The following is a 1,440-nucleotide window of genomic DNA, read 5'->3' as shown; positions in this document are numbered from 1 at the left end:
GTCGCTCTTTTATGGTAAAATGTGAGTAGCTCATAGGTTCCCTCGTGTTCTGTTGGTGTCGTTACTTACAGTTTACACGAAAGAAACCCTATGAGTTTTTTTGTTGCACTATATTTTACAATTTGTCTCACAAAAAAATGCGAGACTTGGAGTCTAGAAAGCCATTTTTGTCAAAGAATCGAGGCTCTTTACTCCCTGCCTGCTAATTTTTTATCAAGTTGCTCAATCAATCCGCTCATGTTGTGGATTTGCTTTTCTAATTGCTCAATCATTTTCTTGCGTTCAGCTATTTCGTTTTGTAAGACATGACGGTTTTCAAGCCATTGCTCTCTAGTGCCACACATGGTGTCATGGACTTCTTTCATTCGTTGAATGACTTTGATCGAGAGGCCTAGCTCTCGCAGTTGGAGAATATTTTCAAGTTCCTGACAATCTTGCTCACTCCAGCTATATTGACCTTCTTGGATGGTTGGTGCGAGCAATCCTTTCTTGATATAAAATCGAAGCGTGTCTCGACTTACCTTGTAGGTTTGGGTGATGTGTCCAGTTTTCATTCATTTCCTTTCGAAGATGCTTGACAGGGTCTTAGTCCCTCATGGTGTAATAGTGAAAAAGGAGGAAAGATATGTTTCAGTTTTTGGTTTGTTTATATGTTACGTTACCATTTTGCGCTGCATTATTGCTGAAAGAGCGGGTATCGGTACTCTGGCGACTCTTATATGCTTTGCCAATGATGGTAGCTTTAGTAGCTTTGCTAGGATTATTTATGCTGCCTTTTCATCAGAGTCTTGTACAGGGCTTATTAGTGGTTAGTATCTTACTGGCTTGGGGCATTCGTCCCTTGGCAGGGAAATGTGTTTTCGGCCAGATGCACCTATCTCACTTTTTTGTTCATGGTCTAATCAGTCTTTTCTTATTAGTAGGACTCTTCTTTTTCTAAAAATAACCGTTCAATGTAGCTTTTTTGCCGTGGGATGACGAGCTGGGTTTCTAAAAAGTCTGGAAGATCTGTTGGTGTTACCCAGATGAAATCAGTCGTTTCTCCTTCTTGGAGGATAATGCTGTCCTTCTTGCAGTCGACTTCTGCCCAATAGAGATCGAAGATACATTGGTGTTCATGCGCGACAAAGTGGTGATGATGAATGAGCTGAGTGGCTTCTTGCTGTCTCGCTTCATGAACAGGATGCTTCCGTCTTTGTGGGCAATGATACATTCGACGACTAGGTGATAAAGCCCTTTGGGAATAGCCTTGTCACGCTCTAAAATGACGTCTATCTTCTCGCAGTTTCTAAATAAGCATTCCAATATTCTGCCATGTTTATAATTCATTCCTTTCGTTTCACTCAAGGCACAACACTAAATGAAAATGTGTTGTGCTCTTTATTTTGCTCTATAATATAAAATGAGAAGGCCAATCACGACTACAAATCACGGGGAGGA

General features: G+C 40.8%; 3 protein-coding genes. 1 reads left to right on the top strand and 2 read right to left on the bottom strand.

What is annotated here, in order from left to right; genetic code table 11:
- Positions 1-188: 188 nt before the first annotated feature.
- Positions 189-554 (bottom strand): MerR family transcriptional regulator, encoded by a 366-nt coding sequence (locus tag ABPH35_RS10785; protein WP_349989672.1) that lies wholly within the window; start codon positions 552-554, stop codon positions 189-191.
- 71 nt (positions 555-625) lie between these two features.
- Here ABPH35_RS10785 and ABPH35_RS10780 point away from each other — a divergent pair, with 71 nt between their 5' ends.
- A complete protein-coding gene (locus ABPH35_RS10780; protein WP_349989671.1) occupies positions 626-940 on the top strand; it encodes a hypothetical protein in 315 nt (104 codons plus the stop codon).
- Here ABPH35_RS10780 and ABPH35_RS10775 read toward each other — a convergent pair.
- Positions 917-1,213 carry an NUDIX hydrolase gene (locus ABPH35_RS10775; protein ID WP_349989670.1) on the bottom strand — a complete coding sequence of 99 codons (297 nt, stop codon included), beginning with the start codon at positions 1,211-1,213 and terminating at the stop codon, positions 917-919. The two genes, ABPH35_RS10780 and ABPH35_RS10775, sit on opposite strands and share 24 nt — an antisense overlap.
- Between the last annotated feature and the right edge of the window lie 227 nt (positions 1,214-1,440).

It is taken from the genome of Streptococcus handemini (genome assembly GCF_040984445.1).
In the GTDB taxonomy this organism is placed as follows: Bacteria; Bacillota; Bacilli; order Lactobacillales; family Streptococcaceae; genus Streptococcus; species Streptococcus handemini.
This window is presented reverse-complemented; position numbering and strand designations above follow the sequence as displayed.